Genomic DNA, 25,461 nt, shown 5'->3' with positions numbered 1-25,461 from the left:
CATGACCGAACCGGTCGACTGGCGCGCCGACGGTGTGCCGCAAAGCGCGCGCTTCGGCGATATCTACCACTCCGAAAGCGGCGCGCTGGCGCAGGCGCAGCGCGTGTTTCTGGCCGGCTGCGGCTTGCCCGAGGCATGGGCCGGGCAGCCGCAATGGCGGATTCTCGAAACCGGCTTTGGCCTCGGCCTCTCTTTTCTGACAGCCTGGCAGGCTTGGCGGGCCGATCCTCAGCGCCCGCGCCTGCTGCACTTCGTCTCGGTCGAAGCGCACCCGGTGTCGCGCGGCGATCTGCAGCGCGCCGCGGCGGCCTATCCGGAACTCGCGCCGCTGGCCGCCGAACTGGGCGACCAGTGGTGGGGCCTGCTGCCCGGCTTTCACCGCCTGGCCTTCGACCAGGGCCGCGTGCTGCTCACGCTGTGCATCGGCGACGTGCAGCCGATGCTGCGCACCCAGCAGCACTTCGAGGCCGACAGCATCTTCCTGGACGGCTTCAGCCCCGAGCGCAATCCGCAGATGTGGTCGCCCGAGACGCTGAAGGCCGTGACGCGTTTTGCGCGCCGCGGCACCCGTGTCGCGAGCTGGACCATCGCACGGGCTGTGCGCGACGCGCTGAACCAGTACGGCTTCCAGCTCGACAAGGCGCCAGGCCTGCCGCCCAAGCGCGATTGCCTGCAGGGCGTGTTCGAGCCGGCCTGGCAGATCCGTCGTCGCGCGCCGCTGCCCGCCCCCATCCCCGTGCCGGGTCGCTGCGCGGTGATTGGCGCGGGCTTGGCGGGCGCCGCCGTAGCGGCCAGCCTGGCGCGGCGCGGCTGGCAGGTCACGGTGCTCGAGGCCGGTGCCCGCTCTGCCGCCGGTGCGTCGGGCCTGCCGGTCGGCGTGCTCGCGCCGCATGTGTCGCCCGACGACGCGCTGCTGTCGCGCCTGACGCGCGCCGGCGTGCGGGCCACATGGCAGCAGTTGGAGGCGCTGCTCGCGCAAGGCAGCGACTGGCGGGCTTGCGGCGTGCTCGAACGGCGCGCCGCCGGCCTAGACCGCCTGCCTGCCGACTGGACGGCCGAAGGGCCGAATGAATCGTGGCACGCCTCGGCCGAGCAGCTTCGCGAGGCCGGGCTGCCGGCCGATGCGCCCGCACTCTGGCATGCGCGCGGCGGCTGGGTCAGGCCGGCGCGCTTGATCGAAGCCTGGCTGGCGCAGCCCGGCATCGCGCTCGAAGCGGACCGGCGCGTGGCACGGATCGAAGCGCCGGGAGACGGGCTCGCGTGGATGCTGTACGACGCCCAAGGCGCCCTGCTGGCCGAAGCCGAACGCGTGGTCATCGCGGCCGGCGTCGAAAGCCGTGCACTCGCGCCCGCGCTGGCGCTTCAGCCGGTGCGCGGCCAGGTCGCCTGGGGGTGCATGGACGACGGCGTGCGGCTGCCCCACATGCCGATCAACGGCGACGGGCATCTCATTGCGCACGTGCCCGATCCCGACGGCGCGCTCTGGCTGACCGGCGCCACCTTCGATCGCGACAGCAGCGATGCCGCGCCGCGCGGCGTCGACACCGAATCGAACCGCGAGCAGCTGGCCAGGCTGCATCCGGATGCCGCGCTGCAGCTCGCATCGGCGTTCGAGCGCGGCGAGGCGAAGGCCTGGGCCGGCGTGCGCTGCGCGTCGGGCGATCGCCGCCCGCTGGTAGGCCCGCTCGATCCCGCATCTCCAGGCGGCGTTTGGCTCTGCACCGCGCTGGGCTCGCGCGGCCTCACGTTCGCCGCGTTGTGCGCCGAACTGCTCGCAGCGCAGTGGCACGGCGAGCCGTTGCCGCTTCCGGCATCGCAAGCCCGGGCCCTGGATGCGCAGCGCGCGAGCGCTCAGATGTTGGCGAGCGCCAGGTAGTCCAGCAGTGTCGAGCCGCCCAGCGTGGCGAAAGGCAACAGCACCGCCTTCACCAGCGGCTGCTGCCAGAACGGCGCGAAGGCGCCCATGCGCAGGTTCTCGATGCGAGACTGCAGCAGCTCGAGCTGCCTGGGCGTGGCCTCGCCGGGCGCGACCGGCGCCTTGGCGTTGGCGCGCATCAGCGCATCCTTGAGCAGATCGAGCGCATGCCGGCGCGAGGCTTCGGCGGCGAGGCGCAGCGCCAGCGCACAGCCCAGCGCGACGATGGCCCCGCCGACGGACAGGACGATGGTGCTCACCGGCATGGTCCACTGGTCGAACACCGCGCTCCTCGAGAGCAGCAGCAGCGAAATCACGATGAAGGGGTAGTAGATGAGGTGCGTGACGCTGCGCGTGCGCAGCGCGATGAACTGCAGGTCGACCCAGTTGTCCAAGTGCGCCCGCGGGATGCCGGTCTGCGCCTCGAACAGGTCCAGCGTGGCTTCGGGCCAGTTGGCCGCCTGCTCGCGCAGGCCGCGCACGAAGCCGACGCAGAAGGCGGTCGCGTCGACGACGAAGAACACCAGGAAGTACATCGCCACCAGCGACGGAATGCGCAGGCCGTCGTGCACCGCGAGCGACAGGTCCCCGCGGTACGGCACGGCGCGCTCTTCGTCGAAGGCCAGCACGACCAGATAGCTCCACGGCAGCGCCGCGGCCACATAGGCCGTGGTGCGCAACAGCCGCGCGCTGAGCCTGTTCTGCGCCACGTAGCGTTTCCAGAAGTCGAGCGCGGGAGCCGGCATCCCGAGCGCAGCCTGCTTCGAGCGGCCTGCGGCGGGCTCGAAGCGCATCGAGAACACCTGGGCCAGCTTCTGCCACCAGCGCAGTCGCGCCTGGGCCTCGCGCTGCTCGGCTATCAATTCGCGGCGCGTGCTGCCCAGTCGGAACTCGCGCGTGATCTCGTCGACATTGCGCGTCAGCGCGCACCAGCCCCGAATGAGCAAGTACAGGCACAGCACCAGGTTGAGCACGCGGATGGCTTCGGTCGGCCAGAGGCTGATGCCTTCGAACGCGGTCAGCGGCTTGCCTTCGCGCGTGAGCCATTCGGCGAAGGGCTGCCAATGGGCGGCCAGCCAGAGCGGCAGCTCGAGCTGCAGCAGCACGACGAGCACCGCCAGCGCCGCATAGCGCGCGAGCAGCGCGGAGCCGTCGGGTGCGCGGGCGACGAAGCGCCCCAGGAAGCGCCGTGCGCCGACGCTGATGAAGAGCGCGGGCGCCCACAGCGCGAGCACGAGAAGGCTCGCGACCAGGATCAGCGTGGCCTCCCGCGGCATCGGATAGCGGGCCGATGCAGGCGGATGGATGTCCTTGCATTCGGTCCAGCGAGGGCCTCGGCACAGATCCGCCCTGGCCCGCTGCACGCCTTCGTTCGCCGGACGGCCGAGGAATTCGAAAGCCTCGGTCCGGCCGATCTCGAAGACCCGCGGCGTCCCGAACCACTGGGCAACGGCCGCCTGCGACACGGGCCGCGATGGCTGTTGGGCGTCGTTCATCGCGAGCCGGGTGGCCAGAAAGGCAGACACCTGGTAGCTGTCGCGAAACGGCGGTGCGCCGCCCTGCAGTTCGTCTCGCAGGCGCAGGCCGAAGTTGGAGGCGACGATGAGGTTGCGCGTCCAGGCCTGTTCGCGCGGATGCAGGAAGCGCGCATCCAGGTCGGTGGTGAAGAAGATGGCGTTCGGAAACTCCGGCTTGAGCGCCTGCAGCACCAGCAGCTTGTCGTGCACGTCGTTGCCCAGCACGCCGATCGCGCGCAGGCCCGTGCCATCGGCGCTGGCAGCACGCACGTACCGGTCTTTTTCGCGCATCTGCACGGCGAGCCGGCGCAGATAGTCGAACTGGCTCTGGCCCTCGGCGCGCTCGACGAGGGTACCGTCCTTGCGGCGCGTCGCGTCCTTGTCGCCCTGCGCCGGCTTCGCGCCGGCGGCGGAATCCGGCGCGCCCTGGCTGCCCGCAGGCAGCTGGCCGTCGAGCCCGCGCACGTAGTTGAAGGAGTCGACGCAGAAACCGCGCTCCCCCGGCGCCGGCCGGAATTCGCGCCGGAGGCTGCGGCCGTACAAGGTGTCCCATTCGGCCACCACGGCGACATGGCTCAGCGAATGCCGCGGCTTCTCCCCGTCGCGCGGGTGGCAGGTCTGCCAATAGAGGCTCCGTTCGGACTTCGGGTCGGGCGGCCCCAGCTCCTCGCTCTTGAGCGCCTTCAGGCCGCGCAGCATCAGCTCGTCGATCAGGCTCTTGGCGAGATTGCCGTCGTTGCCGATGGTGCGCACCAGCGTCACGCCCCTGGCATCGAAGAAGTCGGCGAGGCTGGCCTCGGTGTCGCCGAGCAGCACGCTGTCCGGCACGGTCGCATACAGCGAATAGAAACGCATGCGCGGCGCCGGCACCTTGCCCTTGAAATCGGATGCCGCCGCTTCGTCGATCATGGCCTTGAGCCCGTCCGAACCGTTCGGCCCGAGGACGCGCCAGTTCGCGCCGGCCTCGAGGAAGGGTTTGGCCAGCGCCCCCATCCGCGCGAGCGGCTCGGCGTCGAAGGCCTCGCTCTGGAGCCACATGACGAGCACCCGGGGCGAGCGGCCATCGTCGCCGCGCCGCGCATCCAGCGTCGGTTCGAACCACTCGTAGGGAATGGGCTCCGGAGGCTTCGCATTCGGGCCGCGACGAGCCGGCGGAAAGAAATAGCCCAGATGCTCGGTATCGACAGGGGAAAGCCGGCTCGCGTTGAGGCCTGCCAGCACCGCATAGCGTCCGCGCCGGCGGCTCTCGACGTTCTCCGAGTAGGGTCCGCCCGGCAGCATGACCGCGACGATTTCCACCGGCCGCCCGGCCCCATTGCGCGGGCCAGCTCGGCCGCGGTGCGCCGCGCATCGTCGGTCTGCGCTTTCTTCGCGTCGTTCTTCCTGGCTTCGGCCCGGCTCTTCGCCACCGCGCCGAAGGGATCCTGCCAGAGCCGCGCGTCGATGTCCTGCAGCGAAAAAAGCTGCACGATGCGCGGTTCATTGGCCGGCAGGCGGGTGGTTTCGAGCGGTGCTTCGCGCACGAACAGCACGCCTGCGACCAGCAGCATCACCGCGATGAGGCCGTTGCCTGAAAGACCGCCGAGCCCGGACTTGGAATCCTTTTCCATAGGACCCCCTTCGTTCTGCAGTCTAGGGACGCGCCTCGACTCCACAATGTGCCGTTCGGTGCAGAGGCATCCGCCAAACGGACGGTAATCCCCCGGACAATCCGCCATGCACATCCGCTACGACATCACCCACACCACCATCTACCGCTACAACGCGCCGGTGAGCTTCGGCCTGCACCGCGTGATGTTCAGGCCGCGCGACAGCCACGACCTTCGCGTGCTCGCCACCGACTTGCAGGTCAGTCCCGACGCCTACGTGCGCATGATCCAGGACCCGCACTCCAATTCGGTCGCGCTGGTGCAGCCGATGGGCGAGGCCACGGAACTGCGCATCGTCTGCGCCTTCACCATCGAGCACGTGCAGGCGCCGTTGGACGAACTGGCGCTGGAACCGGCCGCCGAGTTCCTGCCCTTTGCCTACTCGGTGCAGGAGCGGCTGGACCTCGAACACTACCTGCGCCCGCACCACGACGATTCCGAAGGCACGCTGATCCGCTGGGCCCACCAGTTCCTCAAAACCGACAAGCCCAACAGCACGCGCGAGGTGCTCACGCGCATGAACGCGCATATCGGCCAGAGCCTCACCTATGCGGCGCGCGACGAGGAAGGCACGCAGACACCGCTGCAGACGCTGGCGCTGGGCAGCGGCAGCTGCCGCGACTACGCGCTGCTCATGATGGAAGCCGCGCGCCGGCTCGGCGTCGCGACGCGCTTCGTCACGGGCTACATCTACGACGCCGCGCTCGACACCGGCAGCACCGAGCCGGGGGCGGCCGTCTCGGGCGCCGGCTCGACGCACGCCTGGCTGCACGCCTACCTGCCCGGTGCCGGCTGGGTCGCCTTCGATCCGACCAACAACCTCATGGGCAGCGGCCAGCTGATCCGCGTGGGCGTGGCGCGAGATCCTTCGCAGGCGGCGCCCATCAGCGGCAGCTGGTACGGCAAGGCGGAAGCCTACGAGGGCCTGGAAGCAACGGTTCAGGTGAGACGCACCGTGAGCTGAAATCGGCCCTTGGCAGGAGCGTGTCATGACACTGTATTTTTATACAGCCAACATGGGGCGCCCTCCAAGAAAAACCCAAGGCGCCGGCCATGCCACTCCCTCATCTTCCAGGCCCTGCTCCCCGGCAGGTCCCTCGTCTCTTCCTGATCGCGCCGACCCCGCGGCGCCCGCTGTCGAAGCAGGCGCCCTCGCCGCCGGCCGACCTCCGGCACCATGCGGCGCGCGTGATCGCCGTCACCCTGCGTCATTGGTGGCCGTGATCGGCTCGAGCCCGGTCCGCGCCGCCGCGACCACCGCTTCGGTGAGCCGATCGAGCATCGGGATCTTCAGGCGCACGTGGTGCCAGTAGAGCGGCACTTGCAGATCGACGCCCGGCACCAACTCGACCAGCGAGCCGTCGCGCAGTTGCGCCTCGACCAGGCTCGCCGGATTCGTGCCCCATCCCATGCCGGCGACACAAGCCGCCACGAAGGCCTGCGGCGAAGGCAGCCAGTGCCTCGGCGTCTCGACCGGCTTGCCGCAGGCCGCGCGCAGCCATTGCGCCTGCAGCTTGTCCTTGCGGTTGAAGACCAGGCTCGGCGCTTCGGCCAGCGCCTGTGCGGTCACGCCGCCGGCGAAGTACTTGTTCCTGAAGGCCGGGCTCGCGGTGGCGAAGTAGCGCATGCGGCCGAGCGGCACGCTGCGGCAGCCCTGGCCGGGCTTGGCGCTGGCGGTCACGGCGGCGAGCACGGCGCCGGTGCGCAGCCACTCGGCCGTGTGCTCCTGGTCGTCCAGGCTCAGGTCGAGCAGCGCCGGTTCGCTGGCGCTGAAGGCCGCGATCGCGGGTACGAACCAGGTGTCCAAGCTGTCGGCATTGACCGCGACACGCAGGGTAACGCGCTGGTCGGCGGCATCGAGCGCGCCGAGCGCGGGCATGGCGCGCTGCAGATCGCGCTCCAGCATGCCGACCTGCTCGACATGCCGGCACAGCCAGGTGCCGGCCTCGGTCGCCACGCAGGGTGAGCCGCGCACGATCAGCGCCAGGCCGAGCCGGTCTTCGAGCAGCTTGACGCGTTGCGACACTGCCGAGGGCGTGACGTGCAGCGCGCGCGCCGCGCGCTCGAAGCTGCCTTCGCGCACCACCTGCGCAACTGCGGCCAGGGACAGGTAGTCGAGCAATGAAGTATTCCTAATGCAGCTGCAGATAAGTTAACTGGACTGATTCTGCCGCAGCGCCAATCATCGGCGCATGACCGTCTTTGCCTTCCCCGCATTCGCCACCGGCTTCGGCCTGACCTTGGGCCTGATCGTCGCCATCGGCGCGCAGAACGCCTTCGTGTTGCGCCAGGGCCTGCGGCGCGAGCATGTGTGGCCGGTGATCCTGTTCTGCGCGCTGGCCGATACGGTGCTGGTCGCCGTCGGCGTGATCGGCATGGGCCAGGTGCTCGAACGCCTGCCGATCCTGGCGCCGGCGCTCACCATGGGCGGCGCGCTGTTCCTGCTGGCCTATGCCGCCTTCGCCTGGCGGCGTGCGCTGCGCCCTGCCGCGCTGCATGCGGCGGCGGGCAATGCGGGCCGGAATTCGCTCGGCCGCGTGATGACGCAGACCGCCGCCTTCACGCTGCTCAATCCGCATGTGTATGTCGACACCCTGCTGCTGGTCGGCGCCGTCGGCGCGCAGCAGGCCGGCCTGGGCAAGGGGGCCTTCGTGGCGGGCACCGCGCTGGCCAGCGCGGGCTGGTTCGCGGGGCTCGGCGCGGGTGCGCGGCTCCTGGCGCCGCTGTTCGCGAAGCCGGTGGCCTGGCGCTGGCTCGATGCGCTCGTGGGCCTGGTGATGCTGGTGCTCGGCGTGGTGCTGGCCGCGCAGGCGGTCTCAGCGCTGCGGGGCTGAAGCGGCCCGCGCCTGCGCCAGCCGCGCCTCGAGCTCGGCCACCAGCGCACGCGCCTCGTCGCCCTCGGGAACAGGCCGGCCGCTGTCGCGCCATGCGACGGCGCTCTTGAAGCCTTCGACTTCGGCATGGCGCCGGAACCACATGCCTTCCGGGTTGTGGCGCGTGATGCCGTCGAACACGGTGGCGAACATCTGGCTCTGCTCCAGTCCCATCGAGAGCCAGACCTGGTTGACCACCAGCTTGTGCATCATCAGCTGCGAGCGCGGCACGCCGGCGATGCGCTCGGCCAGCTTCAGCGTGGCGGCGTCGAGCTCCTCGGGCGGCACGGCGAAGTTGGCGAGGCCCCAGTCGGCCGCCTGCGCACCGTCGATGGTGTCGCCGGTGAACATCAGCTGCTTGGCGCGCAGCGCGCCCAGCCGGTAGGTCCACATCGCGGTCGTCGGGCAGCCCCACACGCGGGTGGGCATGTAGCCGATCTTCGCGTCCTCGGCCATCACCAGCAGGTCGCAGCACAGCGCGATGTCGCTGCCGCCGGCTACCGCGTAGCCGTGCACCTTGGCGATGGTGGGCTTGGTGCAGCGCCACAGCGACATGAAGTCCTCGGTGTTGGCCTTCATCGCGGCGTAGTCGAGCATCGGGTCCCAGGGCGTCTTCTCCTGCCTGCAGGGATGGTCGGCCTGCGATCGGCCCTCGGCGTATTCGCCCAGGTCGTAGCCGGCGCAGAAGGCGCGGCCCGCGCCTTCGACCACGATCGCGTGCACCTCGTCCTCAGCCTGCGCCCACTCGACCGCGTGGCGAATGTCGGCCGGCGTGGTGTTGCCGATGGCGTTGAGCTTCTCGGGGCGGTTGAGCACGAGGCGCGCGATGCGCGGGTGCTGCGGATCCTTGTCGACGAGGACGGTGTTGAAGGTGGGCATGGGTGTCTCCTTGTGGATTCGATCCTATGGCGGCAATCCGCGCGGCGGTAGGCCTTCCGTCGATCCCGCGAATGCGCTACGGCCAACGCCCAAGTCCAACGGTGGATGCGCCAAGCCGTCGATCGGCGTCTGATGTCATGACAGCGCAGCAAAGGCGCGGCCCACTCGACACATCAATTCAGGGTGACCACCATGTACCAAGGCGAACGCTTCAACGGATACAGCCATCTGCTCGGGCTGATGCTGGCCACGGCCGGCTCCGCCGTGCTGCTCGCCAAGACGGTGCCGGTGAACGACCCGGCCAAGACGGCGAGCGCGCTGGTGTTCGCGCTGTCGATGGTGACGCTCTACGCGGCGTCGGTCCTGTTCCACAGCACGCGCGGCCGCATGAAGCTGTTCTGGCAACGCATCGACCACTGTGCGATCTACCTGCTGATCGCCGGCAGCTATACGCCCTTCGCGCTGGTCACGCTGCAGGGCGCCTGGGGCTGGGCGCTGCTGATCGGGGCCTGGGGCGCGGCGCTGTTCGGCATCGCCCGCGAGTTGCGGCCCGGCGACCCGCCGACGCCCTCGCTGGCGCTCTACCTGGGGATGGGCTGGCTCGGCGTGATCGCTGCCGTGCCGTTGATCGCGCGGCTCGACAGCACAGGCCTCGCCTGGCTGATGGCCGGCGCCGTGCTGTACTCGACCGGCACGGTGTTCTACCGCAACCCCCTCGGCTGGCGCCATGCGCACGGCACCTGGCACCTTTTCGTGCTGGCCGGCACCGCGAGCCACTACGTCACGGTGGCGCACTTCGTGTTGTAGCGACGGGTCCAGGACCTGTCGCCAGGTCCTAGACTGCGGCGACGTGCCGCCCTCCCCGCCTTCTTCTCCTCCACCGCAACCCAGGCGCCGCTGGATCAGGCGGCTGGCCTGGACGCTGCTCGCCGCGGCAGTGCTTTCGTCGGTGTATGCGTTGAGAACCGGCCGGATCTCCATTCCGGAACGCTGGAATCCATGGGCGCCGCTGAACGTGGCGGCCGAGCCGAATCTGCTCACCGGCCTTAAGCTGCATCGCACGCGCGCCGATCCGGCGCGCTGCATGGCTGCGCTGGCCGAGACGGGTCTCGAACACGAAGCCGTGCCCGACCGCATCACCGGCCCCGGCTGCGGATTCGAGAACGCGGTCCGCGTGCGGCGCGGCCGCACCCTGGCACTGGGGTCGCCGGTGGTGCTCAGTTGCCCGGCCGCGCTGTCGTTCGCGATGTGGGAGCGGCATGCGCTGCAGCCTGCGGCCGCACGCCATCTCGGCGCTCCGCTCGTCTCGCTGGAGCACCTGGGCAGCTACGCGTGTCGCAATGTCAACAGAGGCGAAGGGGGCGCGCAAGGCGGCCGCCGCAGCCGGCATGCGACGGCCGATGCCTTCGATATCGCCGGCTTCACGCAGAGCGACCGCCGGCGCATCACGGTGCGGCGCAACTGGGGCGGCGACGACGCAGAAGGGCTTTTTCTGCGGGATGCACACGCCGGCGCATGCCGCTTCTTCGACGGCGTTCTGGGCCCCGGCTACAACGCGTTGCATGCCGATCATTTCCACCTTGAGGTCGGCGGCTGGGGCGTCTGTCGTTAACATGCCTCGCCCGAAAGAACCCGAATGAAAGCCCAGAACTTCTCCTTCCACCACCCGATCGCGTTCTGGATCGGCTGCATCGCCCTCATCGGCGGCGTGCTCGCGCACGTGCCGATGTTCATGATGGGCCGGCACACCGGCTACCAGATGGTCGGCATGGAGATGGACGCGACCATGCTGACCGGCATGGCGATGATCCCGCTCGGCGTGCTGCTGGCCACGTACGGTCTCATGCCGCGCATCGCGCAGATGCAGAAGAGCCTGCACGGCGACAGCCACCTCCAGTTCCACGTCGCCGACGGCGTGCCGCTGAACCGCGAGCACTGGAAGCTGGTGATCGTGCTGGTGATCGCGCTGGCGGTCGACGTGCTGAAGCCGGCCACGCTCGGCTTCGTGATGCCGGGCATGACCACCGAGTACGAGATCAGCAAACAGACCGCCGGCGTGCTGGCGCTGGTGGCGCTCACCGGCACGACGGTGGGCTCGGTGCTCTGGGGCCGGCTGGCCGATATCTTCGGCCGGCGCGCGGCCATCCTGCTGTCGGCGCTGATGTTCATCGGCACCGCGATCTGCGGTGCGATGCCGAGCTTCGGCTGGAACCTCGCGATGTGCTTCCTGATGGGCGCGTCGGCCGGGGGACTGCTGCCGATCACCTTCACGCTGATGGCGGAAACAGTGCCCGCCGCGCACCGCGGCTGGCTGCTGGTGGCGCTGGGCGGCGTCGGCACCTCGGCCGGCTATCTGCTCGCGGCCGGCTCGGCCGCGCTGCTGGTGCCGGAGTTCAGCTGGCGCGCGCTATGGCTGCTGGGTTTGCCGACCGGGCTGCTGATCGTCTTTCTGGGCCGCTACATCCCGGAATCGCCGCGCTTTCTTTCCAATGCCGGGCTCGACAACGAAGCCCGCGCGGTGCTCGCACGCTTCGCGGGTACCGGAGCGACAACGGCAGCGAATGCGCCGGCTGCCGCGGTCATCGCCGAGCAGGAGCCGCCGGCCGGCGGCATCGCCCAGCTGCTGCGCGGCAGCCATGCACGCATCACCTGGGGCCTGATCGTCTGCGGCGTGGCCTGGGGCCTGGTGAATTTCGGCTTTCTGCTGTGGCTGCCGACCAACCTCGGCAGCATGGGCATGGACGCCACGGCGGCAAGCGCCCTGCTCGCGCGCTCGGCCCTGCTGGCGCTGCCCGGCATCGCGATCGTGATCTGGCTCTACCACCGCTGGAGCAGCATCAAGGCGCTGGTGCTGTTCATCGCGCTCACCACCGCGACCTTGCTGGTGTTCTTCGGTCTCGGCCTGACGCAGGTTCAGTCGACGCTGGCGATGGTGCTCACCACCGCCCTGCTGCTCGTGAGCTCGAGCGGCGTGATCGCGATGCTTATCCCCTATGCCGCGGAGATCTACCCGGTGCACCTGCGCGGCACGGGCTCCGGGGTGATCGCGGCCAGCTCCAAGTTCGGCGGCATCCTGGGCGCGGGCTTCGGCGTGCTGGGCGTGTTCAGCCACTTCACTGTCTCGGCCCTGTTGATCGCTGTGCCGATGGCGGTCGCGGCGCTGATGCTCATCAAGAGCGGGATCGAGACGCGCGGGCGCGGCCTCGAAGACATCCAGGACCTGCTGGATGCCGGGCGCGGGACGGCGTCGTAGACGCCGACATCGGAGTACATCTAAAGCAAACATTGCTTGAAAGTGTGAAGTTTTCGCGCCTCGAATCGGGCTGCCGTCTGCGAACCTCGCGACATGACCCATTCGAGTGCCGATCTCGCCCTTGTCGAAAGTGCCCTGACCGCCGTGGAGCGCCTGCTGCTCGCAGAGGGCAGTCGCGCGAGTCCCGCCGAGGCCAGCCTTCACATTTGTCTCAACTCGGCCGCTGCGCTGCTGGATGCCAGCCGGTCCTTGATGCGGACGCCGCGCGTCGATGCCGCGCCCGACGAACTGGAGCACGAATGGAAGACGCTGATCGAGCTGACGAAATCAGCCAGCCGATCGGTCTATCGTGCGACGCTCATCATGGCAGCGCAGAGGAATCTCGTCGCGGCGCAGCTTCCGCAAGCAGCCCGCGACGATGCGACTGCGCACTGAGGGGCTTTGGCAATGGCCCTGATCTGCCCCCAATGCAAGACAAAGAATCGATCTGCCGCCAAGTTCTGCATCGAATGCATCGGCACCTTGCCCACCGTGTTCGCCAGCGCTGACGCGCCGCGCGCCAGTGCCGCGAATTCCCTGTTCGGATTCATGCGGAAAGCGGAGCAGTCGCAGAGGCCTGCTGCCCTTAGCGCCGCCCCTGCAGTTCCCGAAGCAGCGCCAACTTTTTCCAAGGGGATGTGGGTCAGCGTCGCTGCCCTCAGCATCGCGTTAACCGTCGGGGCCGCGGGCTGGCTGGTGGCGGGTGCCGGCGGATGGTATCTCTACACGGCTGGCAAGGCACAGGTGCATCCCGTCCGCACGGGCCTTTCGGTGCAGACTGACGCACGTGCTGCTTCACCCGCCGCCGCGGCAGAAGCGCCAACCACAGCCATCGAAGCACAAGCGGAAAAACCGCATCCCGCGCCGACGAAAGCGCCGGATCCGGTCACGGCGGCAAGCGAGCCGGCGCAGACCAAGTCAGCCAAAGCGCCGCGCAGCGCAGCCGGCATCGCGCCCGGCCAAGCATGTTCGGGCATGAACTTCGTCCTTGCTGCCCGGTGCATGGCCGCGCAATGCGAGAAAGCAGAGTTCAGGGCGCACGCGCAATGCACCGCGGTGCGCCGGCAGCAGCTTCTCGAAGAGCAGAAGAGAAATCCGGTTGCTCCGTAGCCGGCCCTTGTTCGACGACGGATTCGCGCCCGCCTACTGAGCGCGGGGCAAGGCGCACCAGGCCTTCCTAGAATCGACCGGTGTTCGACGCGCGGCAACCGCCGCCGGCCTTATCCCGAATAAGCATTGCATCGTCCCGCGACCCGCACGGGGACTGGAGAATAAGCTTATCCGCATAAAGCGCGAACCAAAAAATAGTTTGTTTCCATAAGGCGCGCTTCTACATTCCCGGCTCACGTTGACGGGCCGTGGACGCACCGCCTTCCAGCAACTGACACACGATGTACCAATACACAGATTTCGACCGCCAGTTCGTGCACCAGCGCGCCGCGCAATTCCGCGACCAGCTGGAACGCTGGCAGACCGGCAAGCTTTCCGAAGACGATTTCCGGCCGCTTCGGCTGCAGAACGGCTGGTACGTTCAGCGCTACGCGCCGATGCTGCGCGTCGCGGTGCCCTACGGCGAACTCTCCAGCGCCCAGCTGCGCGTGCTGGCCCGCATCGCCCGCGAGTACGACGAGCCCGAGGCCGAGGTCTACAAGACCGCACTCAAGACCCAGGGCAAGCTCGGTACGCACAAGCTGCCCACGCACTACGGCCACTTCACGACGCGCCAGAACGTGCAGTACAACTGGATCCCGCTGGCCAAGTCGGCCGACGTGATGGACCTCTTGGCGTCGGTCGACATGCACGGCATCCAGACCAGCGGCAACTGCATCCGCAACATCACCAGCGACGAGCGCGCCGGCATCGCAGTCGACGAGGTCGCCGATCCGCGCCCCTTCGCCGAGATCATGCGGCAGTGGAGCACGCTGCATCCGGAGTTCGCCTTCCTGCCGCGCAAGTTCAAGATCGCGATCACCGGCGCGGCCGAAGACCGCGCCGCCACCGGCTGGCACGACGTGGGCCTCAAGCTCGTGAAGAACGAGGCCGGCGAGCTCGGCTTCCGCGTGCAGGTGGGCGGCGGCATGGGACGCACGCCGATCATCGGCACCGTGCTGCGCGAGTTCCTGCCGTGGAACCAGATCATGAATTACCTCGAGGCCGTGGTGCGGGTCTACAACCGCTACGGCCGGCGCGACAACATCTACAAGGCGCGCATCAAGATCCTCGTGAAGGCCGAAGGCCAGCGCTACATCGACGACGTCGAAGCCGAGTACAAGCAGATCCTCGAGCACGACGGCGCACCGCACACCATCACGCAGGCCGAGTACGACCGCGTGGCCGCCTCCTTCGTGCCGCCCACGCTCGCGACCCGCGTCTTCCAGAGCGCCGAAGAGACCGATGCCGAGCTGCGCGCGCAGGCGGCCGACGACGTGATGTTCGCGCGCTGGCTGCAGCGCAACGTGGCGCCGCACCAGAACCCCGCGTTGCGCGCGGTCACGCTCTCGTTCAAGCGCATCGGCCAGGCGCCGGGCGACGCGTCGGCCGATCAGCTCGACACCGCAGCGCGGCTGGCCGACCGCTTCAGCGCCGGCGAGGCGCGCGTCACGCACGACCAGAACCTGCTCCTGCCCTGGGTCCATGCTGAAGACCTGCACGCGCTATGGCTCAGCGCCCGCGAGGCCGGCTTCGCGAGCGCCAACGTGCACCTCTTGACCGACATGATCGCCTGCCCCGGCGGCGACTTCTGCGCGCTGGCCAACGCACGCTCGATCCCGATCGCCGAAGCCATCACCGAGCGCTACCAGGACCTCGACGAGCTCGATGACCTGGGCGAGATCGACCTGCACATCAGCGGCTGCATCAACTCCTGCGGCCACCACCACAGCGGCCACATCGGCATCCTCGGCGTCGACAAGGACGGCAAGGAGTGGTACCAGATCACCTTGGGCGGCGCCGACGGCTCGCTGCTCTCGGGCACGGCGCAGCCCGGCAAGGTGGTCGGCCCCTCGTTCTCGGCCGCCGAAGTGCCGGACGTGATCGAGGCCGTGCTCAACACCTACCGCGACACGCGCGAGGCCGGAGAGAGCTTCATCGACGCGCTGCGCCGCGTGGGCCACGAGCCATTCAAGGCCGCGGCCAACGGCGCGCGCTTCAAAGTGGAGGAAGCGGCATGAGCGCAGCGCAGAACCGCTTCAACCAAGCTCGCGCCCCCTTGGGGGGCAGCGAGGACACGTCAGTGCCGAGCGTGGGGGCCCTATGAACAAGACGCTTCGCATCCTCTCCGCGGAAGAGCACGTGGACAACGGCGAGCCGAACGTGCTGCAGCTGCCCAACGACGCCGACCCGCTCGCGATCGAGGTCTGCCTCGACGACCTGGATCGCATCGACCTGAACTTCCCGAAGTTCACCGACGGCCGCGCCTACAGCCAGGCCTTCCTGCTGCGCCGCCGGCTCGGCTTCAAGGGCGACATCCGTGCCACCGGCGACGTGCTGATCGACCAGCTGGTGCAGATGGAGCGCACCGGCTTCTCCAGCGCCGTGCTCAAGGAAGGCGTCGACGCCTCCGCCGCGCAGCGCCAGTTCGACCGCTTCGCCGCCTTCTACCAGGGCGACGCGGTGCAGCCGGCGCCGCTCTTCAAGCGCGAAACGGCCTGAACGCCATGAACGCCATCTCGCTCTACGCCAAGCCCTCCGCCGACTTTGAGGCCAAGATCGTCGAAAGCGTGGCGCTGCTGCGCGGCGCGGCGCAGGAGTTCGCGCCGATCACGCAGGCCTCCAGCCTGGGTGCCGAGGACATGGTGGTGACCGACCTGCTGCATCGCTTTCAGATGCAATCCGGCATCTTCGTGCTCGAAACGGGCAAGCTGCATGCCGAGACGCTCGACCTGCTCGAACGCCTGCAGTCGCACTACGGCCGCGAGGTCGAGATCTATCGCCCTGTGGCCGAAGCGGCCACGGCCTTCGTGGCTGAGAACGGCGAGGAAGCGATGTACCGCAGCCTGGAGCTGCGCAAGGCCTGCTGCCACATCCGCAAGATGGAGCCGCTCGAGCGTGCGCTCGCCGGCAAGCGCGGCTGGATCACCGGCCTCAGGCGCGAGCAGTCCGGCGCGCGGGCCGAGGTCGAACTCATCGAAGAGCAGGCGGAGCGAGTCAAGATCAACCCGCTCGCGAACTGGACCTGGGGCGACGTCTGGCACTACATCGCCACGCACCAAGTGCCCTACAACCCGCTGCACGACCAGTTCTTTCCCAGCATCGGCTGCGCGCCATGCACCCGCGCCGTGACCCTGGGCGAAGATTTCCGCTCGGGCCGCTGGTGGTGGGAGCAGGAAAGCGCCAAGGAATGCGGCCTGCATGTCGATGGCGCCGTGTCCTCAATCATTCCGATTCGCGCCATTGCCTGAACCTGCTTTTTTCTGATCTCCGAATCCTCCTCATGAACGCCCGCACCGAATACGACCTGCTGCTGCAAAGCACGCCCCTGCCCGCGCGCCTGTCCAACACGCAGCTCGACGCGCTGGAAGAAGAAACCATCTTCATCCTGCGCGAAGTGGCGGCCTCCTTCGAGCGCCCGACCCTGCTGTTCTCGGGCGGCAAGGATTCGCTGGTGCTGCTCAAGTGCGCCGAGAAGGCCTTCGGGGCCGGCCGCATCCCCTATCCGCTGCTGATGATCGACACCGGCCACAACTTCCCCGAAGTGACGGCCTTCCGCGACCACCGCGCGCAGGAGCTCGGCGCCGAGCTGATCGTGCGCAGCGTCGAAGACTCGATGGCGCGCGGCACCGTGCGCCTCGCTCATCCGGGCGAATCGCGCAATGTGCACCAGTCGGTCACGCTGCTCGAAGCGATCGAGGAATTCCGCTTCGATGCGCTGATCGGCGGCGCGCGCCGCGACGAAGAAAAGGCACGCGCCAAGGAGCGCATCTTTTCGCATCGAGACGCCTTCGGCCAATGGCAGCCCAAGGACCAGCGCCCCGAGCTCTGGACCCTGTTCAACACGCGCCTGGCGCCCGGCGAACACTTCCGCGTGTTCCCGATCTCCAACTGGACCGAACTCGACGTCTGGCAGTACATCGAGCGCGAGCATGTCGCCCTGCCCTCGATCTACTACACGCACAAGCGCGAGGTAGTCGAACGCCGCGGCCTCTTGGTGCCGGTGACCGAACTCACGCCGCCGCGCGACGGAGAAAAGGTAGAACTGCGCGACGTGCGCTTCCGCACCGTGGGCGACATCACCTGCACCTGCCCGGTCGACAGCCTGGCCGCCGACGCCGCCGACGTGGTGGTCGAGACGCTGGCGGCCGAAGTGAGCGAGCGCGGCGCCACGCGCATGGACGACAAGACATCCGAGGCTTCGATGGAGAAGCGCAAGAAAGACGGTTACTTCTGATGAGTGCGAGCACCTTCACCACCCCCGCCGAAGCGGCAGCGATCCACGGCGACACCGGCACAGCCCTGCGCTTCATCACCTGCGGCAGCGTCGACGACGGCAAGAGCACGCTGATCGGGCGGCTCCTGGTCGACAGCAAGACCGTGCTGCAAGACCAGCTCGCCGGCGTGCAGCGCGGCGGCGAGACCGACCTGGCATTGCTGACCGACGGCCTGTCGGCCGAGCGCGAACAGGGCATCACGATCGACGTCGCCTACCGCTACTTCTCGACCGCGCGGCGCAAGTTCATCATCGGCGACGCGCCTGGCCATGAGCAGTACACGCGCAACATGGTCACCGCCGCGTCGAGCGCCGATGCCGCGGTGGTGCTGGTGGATGCCACCAAGCTGGCCTGGGCCGCCGAAGTGGAGGATGGCGAAGTGGTGCGCCGCGAGCTGCTGCCGCAGACGCGCCGGCACACGCTCTTGTGCCACCTGCTGCGCGTGCAGTCGATCGTGTTCGCGGTCAACAAGCTCGATGCGATCGCCGATGCCGACCTCGCCTTCGAGCGCATCTCGGGCGCACTCGCAGCCTTTGCCGAAGCTGCAGGCGTGCAGGTCGCGGCCACCGTGCCGATCTCGGCGCTCAAGGGCTGGAATGTGGCCTCGCGCCACGGCAACTGGTGCGGCTACGAAGGTCCGAGCCTGATCGAGCTGCTCGAGGAATTGCCGGTCACGCAGCAGGACGAGGCCGTGCCCTTCGCCTTCCCGGTGCAGTGGGTCGAGAAATTCTCGGCCTCGGCCGATACATCCCGCGGCCGCCGCGTGTTCTGGGGCCGGGTGGCCAGCGGGCACGTCGAGCCGGGCCAGCGCGTCACCGTGCTGCCGAGCAACCAGACGGCCACCGTCGCGCAGGTGCTGAGCCATACCCGCCAGCCGAAGACCGTGCACGCGGGCCACAGCGCGGGCATCGTGCTCGACCGCGAGCTCGACGTCTCGCGCGGCGATTGGCTCCTGGCGCCGGACGCCTTCGAGCCAACGCGCGAGATCACCGCCACCATCGCGTGGCTCGACGACGAGCCGCTGGTCGCGGGCCGTGTCTACTGGGCGCTGCAGGGCCACCGCTGGGTCAAGGCGAAGGTGGCACGCATCGTCGATCGCGTGAACATCACGACGCTCGACTCCGAGCCGGCCGACCGGCTCGAAGCCAATGCGATCGGCGACGTGGTGCTCTCGCTGCAGCAGCCGCTGGCGGTGCTGCCCTTCAAGCAATCGCGTGCGCTGGGTTCCCTGGTGCTGGTCGATACCGCATCCCACAAGACCTCGGCGGCTGTGCTGGTACAGCCCTCTCACGCAAGCGCCTAAAATTCGCGGTTCTCCCGATCATTCCCGCCAGCCAAGAATATGACTCACGTCGTCTCCGAATCCTGCATCCGCTGCAAATACACCGATTGCGTCGACGTATGTCCCGTGGACTGCTTCCGCGAAGGGCCGAACATGCTGGTGATCGACCCTGACGAATGCATCGACTGCGCGGTCTGTATTCCCGAGTGCCCGGTCAATGCGATCTACGCCGAGGAAGACCTTCCGGCCAACCAGCTCGCCTTCATCAAGCTCAATGCCGAGCTCGCCGTGGCCGACGGCTGGAAGAGCATCACCAAGCGCAAGCCCGCGCTGCCCGATGCCGAAGAGTGGAAAGACAAGACCGACAAGATCGGGGAGTTGGTCCGCTGAGCACGACACCGGCTCCCATCGAGACCGAGGCGCTGGTCATCGGCGCCGGGCCGGTCGGCCTGTTCCAGGCTTTCCAGCTGGGCCTGCTCGAGATTCCCTGCCACATCGTCGATGCGCTGCCCTCCGCGGGCGGCCAGTGCGTGCAGCTCTACGGCGACAAGCCGATCTATGACATCCCGGGCGTGCCGGCAACCAGCGGGCGCGGCCTGGCGGAGTCGCTGCTGCAGCAGCTCGCGCCCCTCAAGCCGCAGTTCCATTTCGAGCAGCAGGTCGCAACGCTCGAACGCCAGGACGACCAGCGGCTGCTCTTGGGCACCTCGACCGGAACCACTTTCCTCGCGAAGACGGTTTTTATCGCCGCCGGTGTCGGCGCCTTCGTCGCCAAGCGCATCGCGCTCGAAGGCATCCAGCGCTTCGAGGGCACCAGGCTTTTCTATCATCCCGAAACGCTGGAGCGCTTCGACGGCCATGCCGTGGTGGTCAACGGCGGCGACGATGCCGCGCTGGCCACCGCCCTCGCGCTGGTCGGCAAGGCCCGCCAGGTCACGCTGCTGCACCGGCGCGACGGCTTCCAGGCCGACGAGGCGCTCGTGGCCCGCATGCGCACCTTGGTGGCCGAGGGCGCACTGAACTTCGCCGTGGGCCAGCCCGCGGGTTTCGACGGCCAGGCGCTGCAGATCACGACGCCCGACGCCCGGACCGTGACGCTGCCGCTCGACGCGCTTATCGCATGTCTCGGCATCTCGCCGCGGCTCGGGCCCATGGCCGACTGGGGCCTCGATCTCGTGCGCAAGCAGGTGCCCGTCGACACCGAGCGCTTTCAGACGCGCGAGGCCGGCGTTTTCGCGGTGGGCGACATCAACACCTATCCGGGCAAGAAGAAGCTGATCGTCTGCGGTTTCCATGAGGCCACGCTCGCGGCCTGGGCCGCCACCACGATCGTGTTTCCGGGCAAGGCGGTGCCGCTGCAGTACACCACCACCAGCACGCGGCTGCACCAGTTGCTCGGCGTGGGCTGAAAAACAAAGCAACCATCCTGAACGAAGGCTGAACGCCGCATTCACGCGTTCGACACGAGACCGTCCTAGGATGACGGGCATGCTCGCGTTGAACACCGCACTGTTCCAGGCCATGGGCGCTGGGCACACCCCTGATGCCGAAGTTATTTGGTTCGCGTCCATCGTGGCAGAGACTGCCTCCTGGCTCTGCGTGGCCCTCATGGGCTGGGTCGCCTGGCGCCGGCCCTCGCAGCGGGTCTATGCAATGGTGACGCTGGTCGCCGCGGCCGCGGCGACCATGCTGGCCCACGCGCTGGCGGACGCCATCGCGATGCCGCGCCCCTTCATGGTGGGCCTGAGCCCGGCGCACATCGAGCATGGCGCGCGCGGCTCGCTGCCGAGTGCGCACGCCTCGGTGATGTTCACCATCGGGCTGCTGTTCTGCCTGCGGGAATCGATTCGGAAGATCGGTCTGGCGATCATGGCGATCGCGGTCCTCACGGGCTGGGCGCGTATCTACGTGGGCGTGCATTTCCCGCTCGACATCGCCGCCGGACTGCTGCTGGCCGGGGGGATCGCCGCCGCGTTCTGGGCGCTCCAGCAATTCGCGCGCCGCTTCGTCCTGCCGCTCGTTCGCCACGCCCCCTCGGGCGCGCGGCGGCTGTCGACCGCCGGCGATCACTGAGGCACAGCCCGGTCCGGGGCGGTTTCGCGCCGCCGTATCGCACCGGCCAGCCACGGCTCTACAATCCGAACTGCTTCGCCAGACTGAAGCAACGCTAGGGGTGCCGGCCCGCAACGCCAGTTGCAGGTTGGCTGAGAGAGTCCCTTTGAACCTGACTGAGGTAATCCTCGCGCAGGGAAGCTGGTCCGGCGGCCGCCACGTTTTCTCGCGTGCCGGTCTTGCCGCTGTGGCCTCGCCCACCTGCCAAACACTTTGCAATGGAGCAAATGGATGGCAACGACGCAACCCACCACCGGTGCCAACGAGGCGCTGACGCCGCTGCGCGACGCCAGCCGCGTCTTCCGCTGGCACGACCACACGGCGCTGTGGTTCAGCCTCGGCGTCGGCCTGCTGGTGATGCAGATCGGCGCCTACCTGGTGCCGGCGGTCGGCACGCGTGAGGCGGCGATCGCGATCGTGCTGGGCTCGTTGATCGGCGCCGGCCTGCTGGCCTGGACCGCCCGCCTCGGCTGCGAGAGCGGGCTGGCCAGCGCGGGCCTGATGCACGCCACGTACGGCAGCGCCTTCGCGCGCCTGCCGGTGGTGCTCAACATCGTTCAGCTGATCGGCTGGACCACCTTCGAGATCGTGATCATGCGCGAGGGCACGCAGGCCATCGGCAAGCAGGCCTTCGGCTGGTCGCTCGACGGCACGCTGGGCATGGTGCTGACTACGCTGCTGTGGGGCGCCGTGCTGCTCGCGCTGCTGGCCGGCTCGATGGTCAAGCTGGTGCGGCGCTTCGTGAGCCGCTTCGGGCTGCCGCTGGTGGTGCTGTCGCTGCTGTGGCTGAGCTGGCAATTCGCGACGCAGCTTCAGGCCAAGGGCCTGGAGGCCTTCTGGTCGCGTCCCGGCAACGGCAGCATGGGCATGTTCAGCGCGCTCGACCTGGTGATCGCGATGCCGGTCTCCTGGCTGCCGCTGGTGGCCGACTATGCGCGGCACGGCAGGCGCAGCGCGGGCGGACTCGGCGGCGCCTTCGGCGGCACCTGGGTCGGCTATGCGCTTGCCAACATCTGGTGCTACGCGCTCGGCGTGATGGTGGTGAGCGTGGCGGAACCCGGCACCAACCTCGTGGCGGCGCTGCTGCTGGCGCAGGGCGGCCTGGTCGCGCTGGGCCTGATCCTGATCGACGAGCTCGACAACGCGTATGGCGACGTCTATTCGGGCTCGGTTTCGGCCCACAGCCTGCAGCCGCGCTGGAGCGTGCGGCGCTGGGGCCTGTGGCTCGCTGTCGCCTGCATCGCATTCGCGCTGGTGCTGCCGATGCACTCGCTCGAGCCCTTCCTGCTGCTTCTGAGCTCGGTGTTCGTGCCGCTCTACGGCGTGATCCTCGGGCGGCTGGGCACGGGTGGTGCGGCGCCCGCAGTAGGTGCGCGCAAGATCGATTGGGTCGCGGCGCTGATCTGGATCGCGGGCATCGCCATCTATCACGCCTGCGCCAAATGGGCGCCGCAGTTCGGGTCGGCGCTGCCGACGCTTGCCATCACCTTCGTGCTGGCATGGATCACGCGCCCGGCAACGGCAGACGGACCGTCGGCACTGGCGCAAAGCCGTGGTTGAGCGGACCGTGGCCGGCACCGATCTTCACATCCGCACCGGCCGCCATCGCGGCGACGACATAGCCGCGCGCGCGTTCCACGGCATCGGCCAGTTGGTAGCCCAGCGCGAGGTGTGCGGCAATGGCCGAGGACAGCGTGCAACCCGTGCCGTGCAGGTTGCGGCTCGCAATGCGTTCGGAAGACAGCCGCAGCCGCTCGCCATTCGCTTCCGCCAGCAGATCGACGACATCGTCTCCCGGCAGGTGCCCGCCCTTGAGCAGCACCGCATGCGCGCCCAGCGCGAGCAGTTCGCTCGCGGCATCGTCGAGCGCGTCGACGCCGTCGATCGCATGGCCGATCAGCAGGGCCGCCTCGTCGAGGTTGGGCGTGACCACGGTGGCGCGCGGGAACAGCTCGCGCACCAGCACCTGCACGGTTTCTTCGGCGATCAGCCGGTCGCCGCTGGTGGCGACCATCACCGGATCGAGCACCACCTTGGAAAGCCTGTAGTGATCGATGGCCCAGGCCACCACCTCCACCACCTCGGGTGCGTGCAGCATGCCGAGCTTGACCGCATCGACGCCAATGTCTTCGATCACCGCCTGAATCTGCGCCTTGAGAAAGGCCGGCGGCACGCCGTGGATGCCAGACACGCCCAGCGTGTTCTGCGCGGTGAGCGCGGTGATGGCAGTCATGCCGTAGCAGCCGAGCGCCGAGAAGGTCTTCAGATCGGCCTGGATGCCGGCGCCGCCGCTGCTGTCGGAACCGGCGATCGAGAGGACGCGGGCGTAACGAGAGAATGCTTGGGTCATGCCGGCAAGCTTACCGAAATGATCTGCCGATGAACGCTGCCACCCTTCCTTTCCGCTCCGCCGCCGTCCTCGGCGCCGGGCTCATGGGCCGCCTGCTCGCGGTGACGCTGGCGCAGGCCGGCTGTAAGGTCGAGCTCTTCGACGCCGGCGGGCCGGAGGCCGACGGCGCGGCCGCGCGCGTCGCAGCCGCCATGCTTGCGCCGCTGGCCGAATCTGCGATCGCACCGCCCTCGGTCGTGCGCATGGGCCACCACGCGCTCGACCGCTGGCCGGTGCTGCTCGCATCGCTGGCGGCGCCCGTGTTCTTCCAGCGCGCAGGCACGCTGGTACTGTGGCACCGCCAGGATGCGGCCGAAGCCGCGCGGCTGGCGCGCTTGCTGGCGCACACCGGCGAAGTGGTGCCCGAACTGCCTGCAATGAAGCCGCTCGATGCGGCCGGCATCGCCGCCTTGGAGCCCGCACTGGGCCAGCGCTTCGCGCACGGCCTGCTGCTGCCGGAAGAAGGCCAGCTCGACAACCGCGGATTGCTCGCCGCACTGCTCGCAACGCTGCAGGCCATGCCCAACGTCCGATTGCATTGGCAGGCGCCACGCAGCATCGACGACTTCGACGCCGGAGGAACCGGCCAACCCGAACGGGTCATCGACTGCCGCGGCCTCGGCGCCCGTCCGCAGTGGGGCGCCCTGCGCGGCGTACGCGGCGAAGTCATCCGGGTGCATGCCCCGGAGGTCGTGCTGCAGCGGCCGACGCGGCTGGTGCATCCGCGCTACCCGCTCTACATCGCACCCAAGCCGGGGCAGCTATTCGTGATCGGCGGCACCGAGATCGAGTCCGACGACATGTCGCCGGCCAGCGTGCGCTCCACGCTCGAACTGCTGAGCGCCGCCTATTCGGTGCACAGTGGCTTTGCCGAAGCACGCATTCTCGAGATCGCGACCCAGTGCCGGCCGACCCTGCCCGACAACCTGCCGGCGTTCCGCCAGCCGCGACCCGGCGTGATGCAGATCAACGGCCTGTACCGCCACGGCTTCATGATCGCGCCGGCCATGCTCGATGTCGCGATGGAACTGCTCGCCACCGGCCATTCCGCGCTCGCCAGCCGTTTCGACCTCGCGCCTCGCCTGGAAACCGTTTTGCCATGAACATCCTGATCAACGACACACCGCAGACGCTGCCGAGCGGCGCGACTCTGGCTGACGCGCTGGCCCTCATCCGCGCGACGCCACCCTTCGCGGCCGCGGTGAACCGCCAGTTCGTGCCGCGTTCGAATTACGCGTCGCACGCCTTGCAACCCGACGACCGCATCGAAGTGATCCGCCCCGTCACAGGCGGCTGAGGAAAAGCCATGACCACAACCCCATCCAACGACCCGCTGGTGCTCTACGGCCAGGCCTTCCAGAGCCGGATGCTGCTCGGCACCTCGCGCTACCCATCGCCCGACGTGCTCGAAGCGGCCGTGCGGCGCGCGAAGCCGGCGATGCTGACCGCTTCGCTGCGCCGCCAGACGGCCACGCCGAACGGCGCAGGCAGCGACAACGGTTTCTGGGAGCTGCTGCGGCGGCTCAATGTGCCCGTGCTGCCCAATACGGCCGGCTGCCACAGCGTGCAGGAGGTGATTGCCACCGCGCAGATGGCGCGCGAGCTCTTCGACACGCCGTGGATCAAGCTCGAGCTCATCGGCGACGACTACACGCTGCAGCCCGACACGCTGAATCTGGTCGACGCCGCATCGCAACTGATCCGCGACGGCTTCCACGTACTGCCCTACTGCACTGAAGACCTTGTGCTGTGCCGGCGCCTGGTCGATGTCGGCTGCCAGGCGGTGATGCCCTGGGCCGCGCCCATCGGCACCGGCCGCGGCCCCGTCAATCCCTACGCCTTGCAGGTGCTGCGCGAGCGGCTCAGCGTGCCGCTGCTGGTGGATGCCGGCCTCGGCCTGCCTTCGCATGCCTGCCAGGTGATGGAATGGGGCTATGACGGCGTGCTGCTCAACACCGCAGTCGCTCTGGCGCAGGACCCGGTCGCGATGGCCGGCGCCTTCGCCGATGCGGTGCAGGCCGGCCGCAGCGCCCACCTCGCGGGCGCGATGGCCGCACAGGAATCCGCACAGCCGAGCACGCCGGTGCTCGGCACGCCGTTCTGGCATCACGCTGCATCGCAGTGATC

24 protein-coding genes and 1 riboswitch are annotated in these 25,461 nt (G+C 68.8%); of the genes, 20 read left to right on the top strand and 4 right to left on the bottom strand.

What is annotated here, in order from left to right; all coding sequences use genetic code 11:
- Position 1: 1 nt before the first annotated feature.
- Positions 2–1,876, top strand: a complete 1,875-nt coding sequence (gene mnmC / locus EJI01_RS00685) for an FAD-dependent 5-carboxymethylaminomethyl-2-thiouridine(34) oxidoreductase MnmC (protein ID WP_126835189.1) — start codon at positions 2–4, stop codon at positions 1,874–1,876.
- On the opposite strand, the gene EJI01_RS00680 is transcribed toward mnmC, so the two are convergent.
- Entirely contained in the window at positions 1,852–4,731 is a 2,880-nt protein-coding gene (locus EJI01_RS00680) for a hypothetical protein (RefSeq protein ID WP_126835188.1), read from the bottom strand. The genes mnmC and EJI01_RS00680 overlap by 25 nt on opposite strands.
- A 417-nt stretch (positions 4,732–5,148) precedes the next feature.
- On the opposite strand from EJI01_RS00680, the gene EJI01_RS00675 reads away from it, so the two are divergent.
- Positions 5,149–6,045, top strand: coding sequence for a transglutaminase N-terminal domain-containing protein (locus tag EJI01_RS00675; RefSeq protein WP_126835187.1), 897 nt, complete (start codon positions 5,149–5,151; stop codon positions 6,043–6,045).
- A gap of 234 nt (positions 6,046–6,279) precedes the next feature.
- On the opposite strand, the gene EJI01_RS00670 is transcribed toward EJI01_RS00675, so the two are convergent.
- Positions 6,280–7,203, bottom strand: a complete 924-nt coding sequence (locus EJI01_RS00670; protein ID WP_126835186.1) for a LysR family transcriptional regulator ArgP — start codon at positions 7,201–7,203, stop codon at positions 6,280–6,282.
- A 70-nt stretch (positions 7,204–7,273) separates the two neighbouring features.
- Between EJI01_RS00670 and EJI01_RS00665 the strand changes: the two genes are divergently transcribed.
- On the top strand, positions 7,274–7,915 hold the full coding sequence (locus EJI01_RS00665) for a LysE/ArgO family amino acid transporter (protein ID WP_126835185.1): 642 nt from the start codon (positions 7,274–7,276) through the stop codon (positions 7,913–7,915).
- Here EJI01_RS00665 and EJI01_RS00660 read toward each other — a convergent pair.
- Positions 7,898–8,833 (bottom strand): crotonase/enoyl-CoA hydratase family protein, encoded by a 936-nt coding sequence (locus tag EJI01_RS00660; RefSeq protein WP_126835184.1) that lies wholly within the window; start codon positions 8,831–8,833, stop codon positions 7,898–7,900. The two genes, EJI01_RS00665 and EJI01_RS00660, sit on opposite strands and share 18 nt — an antisense overlap.
- Positions 8,834–9,025: 192 nt before the next feature.
- On the opposite strand from EJI01_RS00660, the gene trhA reads away from it, so the two are divergent.
- The 14 genes from trhA to EJI01_RS00590 all read left to right on the top strand — a co-directional run bounded on the left by trhA (position 9,026) and on the right by EJI01_RS00590 (position 22,505).
- On the top strand, positions 9,026–9,640 hold the full coding sequence (trhA, locus tag EJI01_RS00655; RefSeq protein WP_126835667.1) for a PAQR family membrane homeostasis protein TrhA: 615 nt from the start codon (positions 9,026–9,028) through the stop codon (positions 9,638–9,640).
- Between the two features lie 43 nt (positions 9,641–9,683).
- Positions 9,684–10,445 carry an extensin family protein gene (locus tag EJI01_RS00650; RefSeq protein WP_260602257.1) on the top strand — a complete coding sequence of 254 codons (762 nt, stop codon included), beginning with the start codon at positions 9,684–9,686 and terminating at the stop codon, positions 10,443–10,445.
- A 24-nt stretch (positions 10,446–10,469) separates the two neighbouring features.
- Entirely contained in the window at positions 10,470–12,086 is a 1,617-nt protein-coding gene (locus EJI01_RS00645) for an MFS transporter (protein WP_126835182.1), read from the top strand.
- 93 nt (positions 12,087–12,179) lie between these two features.
- Positions 12,180–12,521: a hypothetical protein gene (locus EJI01_RS00640; protein WP_126835181.1), complete on the top strand. Its 342-nt coding sequence runs from the start codon at positions 12,180–12,182 to the stop codon at positions 12,519–12,521.
- A 12-nt stretch (positions 12,522–12,533) separates the two neighbouring features.
- Complete coding sequence (locus tag EJI01_RS28590) at positions 12,534–13,235, top strand: hypothetical protein (RefSeq protein ID WP_185878775.1); 702 nt, start codon at positions 12,534–12,536, stop codon at positions 13,233–13,235.
- Between the two features lie 281 nt (positions 13,236–13,516).
- Complete coding sequence (locus EJI01_RS00630; protein ID WP_126835180.1) at positions 13,517–15,295, top strand: nitrite/sulfite reductase; 1,779 nt, start codon at positions 13,517–13,519, stop codon at positions 15,293–15,295.
- A gap of 82 nt (positions 15,296–15,377) precedes the next feature.
- Positions 15,378–15,776: a DUF934 domain-containing protein gene (locus EJI01_RS00625; RefSeq protein WP_126835179.1), complete on the top strand. Its 399-nt coding sequence runs from the start codon at positions 15,378–15,380 to the stop codon at positions 15,774–15,776.
- A 5-nt stretch (positions 15,777–15,781) separates the two neighbouring features.
- Positions 15,782–16,525, top strand: coding sequence for a phosphoadenylyl-sulfate reductase (locus EJI01_RS00620; RefSeq protein WP_126835178.1), 744 nt, complete (start codon positions 15,782–15,784; stop codon positions 16,523–16,525).
- Positions 16,526–16,557: 32 nt separating this feature from the next.
- Positions 16,558–17,511, top strand: coding sequence for a sulfate adenylyltransferase subunit CysD (gene cysD, locus EJI01_RS00615; RefSeq protein ID WP_126835177.1), 954 nt, complete (start codon positions 16,558–16,560; stop codon positions 17,509–17,511).
- Positions 17,511–18,854 (top strand): sulfate adenylyltransferase subunit 1, encoded by a 1,344-nt coding sequence (locus tag EJI01_RS00610; protein ID WP_126835176.1) that lies wholly within the window; start codon positions 17,511–17,513, stop codon positions 18,852–18,854. Before cysD ends, EJI01_RS00610 begins: the two co-directional genes overlap by 1 nt.
- A 39-nt stretch (positions 18,855–18,893) precedes the next feature.
- Positions 18,894–19,223, top strand: a complete 330-nt coding sequence (gene fdxA / locus EJI01_RS00605; protein WP_126835175.1) for a ferredoxin FdxA — start codon at positions 18,894–18,896, stop codon at positions 19,221–19,223.
- On the top strand, positions 19,181–20,242 hold the full coding sequence (locus EJI01_RS00600; RefSeq protein WP_126835174.1) for an NAD(P)/FAD-dependent oxidoreductase: 1,062 nt from the start codon (positions 19,181–19,183) through the stop codon (positions 20,240–20,242). Before fdxA ends, EJI01_RS00600 begins: the two co-directional genes overlap by 43 nt.
- A gap of 79 nt (positions 20,243–20,321) precedes the next feature.
- Positions 20,322–20,906, top strand: a complete 585-nt coding sequence (locus EJI01_RS00595; RefSeq protein WP_185878774.1) for a phosphatase PAP2 family protein — start codon at positions 20,322–20,324, stop codon at positions 20,904–20,906.
- 86 nt (positions 20,907–20,992) lie between these two features.
- Positions 20,993–21,101, top strand: a riboswitch (TPP riboswitch).
- 75 nt (positions 21,102–21,176) lie between these two features.
- Positions 21,177–22,505 (top strand): purine-cytosine permease family protein, encoded by a 1,329-nt coding sequence (locus tag EJI01_RS00590; RefSeq protein ID WP_126835172.1) that lies wholly within the window; start codon positions 21,177–21,179, stop codon positions 22,503–22,505.
- Here the strand turns inward: EJI01_RS00590 and thiD are convergent.
- A complete protein-coding gene (thiD, locus tag EJI01_RS00585) occupies positions 22,450–23,295 on the bottom strand; it encodes a bifunctional hydroxymethylpyrimidine kinase/phosphomethylpyrimidine kinase (RefSeq protein WP_126835171.1) in 846 nt (281 codons plus the stop codon). The two genes, EJI01_RS00590 and thiD, sit on opposite strands and share 56 nt — an antisense overlap.
- Before the next feature lie 29 nt (positions 23,296–23,324).
- On the opposite strand from thiD, the gene EJI01_RS00580 reads away from it, so the two are divergent.
- Genes EJI01_RS00580 through EJI01_RS00570 form a run of 3 tightly spaced genes read left to right on the top strand, consistent with a single transcriptional unit; the run spans position 23,325 to position 25,459 of the window.
- The gene (locus EJI01_RS00580) at positions 23,325–24,437 is read left to right on the top strand and encodes an FAD-dependent oxidoreductase (protein ID WP_126835170.1); all 1,113 of its coding nucleotides are present in this window, start codon (positions 23,325–23,327) and stop codon (positions 24,435–24,437) included.
- Positions 24,434–24,631: a sulfur carrier protein ThiS gene (gene thiS / locus EJI01_RS00575; RefSeq protein WP_126835169.1), complete on the top strand. Its 198-nt coding sequence runs from the start codon at positions 24,434–24,436 to the stop codon at positions 24,629–24,631. Before EJI01_RS00580 ends, thiS begins: the two co-directional genes overlap by 4 nt.
- 9 nt (positions 24,632–24,640) lie before the next feature.
- On the top strand, positions 24,641–25,459 hold the full coding sequence (locus EJI01_RS00570) for a thiazole synthase (protein WP_126835168.1): 819 nt from the start codon (positions 24,641–24,643) through the stop codon (positions 25,457–25,459).
- Positions 25,460–25,461: the final 2 nt, after the last annotated feature.

Origin of the sequence: Variovorax sp. MHTC-1 (genome assembly GCF_003984645.1) — a bacterium.
In the GTDB taxonomy this organism is placed as follows: Bacteria; Pseudomonadota; Gammaproteobacteria; order Burkholderiales; family Burkholderiaceae_C; genus Variovorax.
Note: the sequence above shows the minus strand (reverse complement) of the source record. Positions and strands in the feature narration are given on the sequence as shown.

Bases quoted from the DNA above. Each gene is read 5' to 3' on its own strand.
- thiS (WP_126835169.1), top strand. From the start codon at position 24,434: ATGAACATCCTGATCAACGACACACCGCAGACGCTGCCGAGCGGCGCG.
- EJI01_RS00640 (WP_126835181.1), top strand. From the start codon at position 12,180: ATGACCCATTCGAGTGCCGATCTCGCCCTTGTCGAAAGTGCCCTGACC.
- trhA (WP_126835667.1), top strand. From the start codon at position 9,026: ATGTACCAAGGCGAACGCTTCAACGGATACAGCCATCTGCTCGGGCTG.
- EJI01_RS00595 (WP_185878774.1), top strand. From the start codon at position 20,322: ATGCTCGCGTTGAACACCGCACTGTTCCAGGCCATGGGCGCTGGGCAC.
- EJI01_RS00590 (WP_126835172.1), top strand. From the start codon at position 21,177: ATGGCAACGACGCAACCCACCACCGGTGCCAACGAGGCGCTGACGCCG.
- EJI01_RS00625 (WP_126835179.1), top strand. From the start codon at position 15,378: ATGAACAAGACGCTTCGCATCCTCTCCGCGGAAGAGCACGTGGACAAC.
- fdxA (WP_126835175.1), top strand. From the start codon at position 18,894: ATGACTCACGTCGTCTCCGAATCCTGCATCCGCTGCAAATACACCGAT.
- EJI01_RS00620 (WP_126835178.1), top strand. From the start codon at position 15,782: ATGAACGCCATCTCGCTCTACGCCAAGCCCTCCGCCGACTTTGAGGCC.
- EJI01_RS28590 (WP_185878775.1), top strand. From the start codon at position 12,534: ATGGCCCTGATCTGCCCCCAATGCAAGACAAAGAATCGATCTGCCGCC.
- EJI01_RS00580 (WP_126835170.1), top strand. From the start codon at position 23,325: ATGAACGCTGCCACCCTTCCTTTCCGCTCCGCCGCCGTCCTCGGCGCC.
- EJI01_RS00570 (WP_126835168.1), top strand. From the start codon at position 24,641: ATGACCACAACCCCATCCAACGACCCGCTGGTGCTCTACGGCCAGGCC.
- cysD (WP_126835177.1), top strand. From the start codon at position 16,558: ATGAACGCCCGCACCGAATACGACCTGCTGCTGCAAAGCACGCCCCTG.
- thiD (WP_126835171.1), bottom strand. From the start codon at position 23,295: ATGACCCAAGCATTCTCTCGTTACGCCCGCGTCCTCTCGATCGCCGGT.
- EJI01_RS00665 (WP_126835185.1), top strand. From the start codon at position 7,274: ATGACCGTCTTTGCCTTCCCCGCATTCGCCACCGGCTTCGGCCTGACC.
- mnmC (WP_126835189.1), top strand. From the start codon at position 2: ATGACCGAACCGGTCGACTGGCGCGCCGACGGTGTGCCGCAAAGCGCG.
- EJI01_RS00645 (WP_126835182.1), top strand. From the start codon at position 10,470: ATGAAAGCCCAGAACTTCTCCTTCCACCACCCGATCGCGTTCTGGATC.
- EJI01_RS00660 (WP_126835184.1), bottom strand. From the start codon at position 8,833: ATGCCCACCTTCAACACCGTCCTCGTCGACAAGGATCCGCAGCACCCG.
- EJI01_RS00675 (WP_126835187.1), top strand. From the start codon at position 5,149: ATGCACATCCGCTACGACATCACCCACACCACCATCTACCGCTACAAC.
- EJI01_RS00610 (WP_126835176.1), top strand. From the start codon at position 17,511: ATGAGTGCGAGCACCTTCACCACCCCCGCCGAAGCGGCAGCGATCCAC.
- EJI01_RS00630 (WP_126835180.1), top strand. From the start codon at position 13,517: ATGTACCAATACACAGATTTCGACCGCCAGTTCGTGCACCAGCGCGCC.